At 32.1% G+C, this 1506-nt stretch carries 1 protein-coding gene and 1 pseudogene; both read right to left on the bottom strand.

Translation table 11 applies throughout. The features are described 5' to 3' along the window. Positions 1–471: ATP-binding protein (locus tag CAAU_RS09900; protein ID WP_040306492.1), on the bottom strand; the 471-nt coding region annotated here is incomplete at its 3' end. Beyond that, positions 459–1506: pseudogene (locus CAAU_RS09895) on the bottom strand (DDE-type integrase/transposase/recombinase); the annotation flags it as partial. The pseudogene CAAU_RS09895 and the gene CAAU_RS09900, both read right to left, overlap by 13 nt.

Genomic DNA, 1506 nt, shown 5'->3' with positions numbered 1-1506 from the left:
ATTTATTTTACTTTTGCTTTTCCTTGATATATCCTGTGTTTTTAAATGATACATTAGCCTGTCCATCGTTGTGAAACTTACCTTGTATCCCATTTCAACAGCTTTGTATCCAAGTGCTATTGCAAGATGCGTTTTACCTACTCCAGGTGGCCCTAAAAATATTAGGTTATATATATTATCTATCCAGTCCATCTCTAAAAGCCTGTTTATCTGCTTTTTAGTTATTGATCTTTGAAACTCTGTGTCAAAGCTTTCTATTGTTTTTATCACAGGAAATCCAGCCTGTTTTAGCCTTCTTTCCTGTGCCTTTCTATTTCTTTGCTCTATCTCACCCTTTAATAGCTCTATTATCAAATCATGGTATGATAAATCTTTATTATCTGCATCATCAATAATCTTCTGGACGTTATCCCGTATATACCCAAGCTTAAGATTCCTCGCATAATCTTTGATTATCTTTATCTTATCCATTGCCCTATCCCTCCAATTATCTTACAATATTCTTCAATGCTTCTTATGTCAGGTTTTACATTCTTGTATTTTTCAGGGATAGGATTTGTTTTCTGTTTTTCTGTGCCTATTTTTTCTTTTTCTTTAAGATTGAAATATTCAACCGCTTCTTTAAAAAGCGTAGCTGAATACATCCTTCTTTCCAAGCAATACATTAAAGCTTTATTAATTACATCAGCATCAATGCCTTCTACTGCTTTTTTTAAAAGACTTAATTGATCCCTAAAATATCTTGCTTTTTCTTTTCTGATTTCATCTAACAGGATTTTAGCTTCTTCTGAAAAGCCAAGCAATCTAAAAACATCATCATAAAGCTTATCAAGTTCAGTATTTCTATCTCTTTCAGGATGCGAAAGTTTTATCAACTTCCCCCTTTCATTGGATATCCTATGCTTAACTATTAAATTATTTTTTTCAATATCCAAAACTTTGATAAATTCACCTTCGATAACAACATTAACCTTTTTACCAGGTTCATAAGTTCCTTTGGGTAATTGATACCTATTTTGCTTATACAATAGGGTATTGTCTTTTCTAACGACATAGGTTAAAATGTTCTTAGGTGAATTTTGTTTTGGGGATACCGGAATTAAGTGTTGTTTTTCGAGTGCAAACACTTCTTTCGGTATTCTTTTTATTGTCCCATGAACGTTTGCATTGCCTGTTCTATCGAGCCATTCTAAGCAGGATTTATTAAATGAATCTATATCTTCAAAAATTCTATGTTTTGCAAAATTATTCTTAACATATTTCACTACCGCTTCTATTTTCCCCTTACTTTCTGGGTCATATGGTCTACATAATCTAATTTTAAATTTCATAAAGTCCACATATTTTTGAAATTCTTCAGTATATATTACATCACCAAAGTTTTCATCAACTGCAAGAAGCCTATCTTGATCATAAACAATCTCTTTAGTGCTTCCACCAAAGAATTCAAATGCTTTATCGTGTGCTTCGATAAAATCAACAGTAGTAAAAAGGCTTGGCCTGCCA

The sequence above is a fragment of the Caloramator australicus RC3 genome, assembly GCF_000297115.1.
GTDB classification, from domain to species: Bacteria; Bacillota; Clostridia; order Clostridiales; family Caloramatoraceae; genus Caloramator; species Caloramator australicus.
The sequence above is the reverse complement of the archived record's forward strand: the minus strand, read 5'-3'. Positions and strand labels throughout refer to the sequence as shown.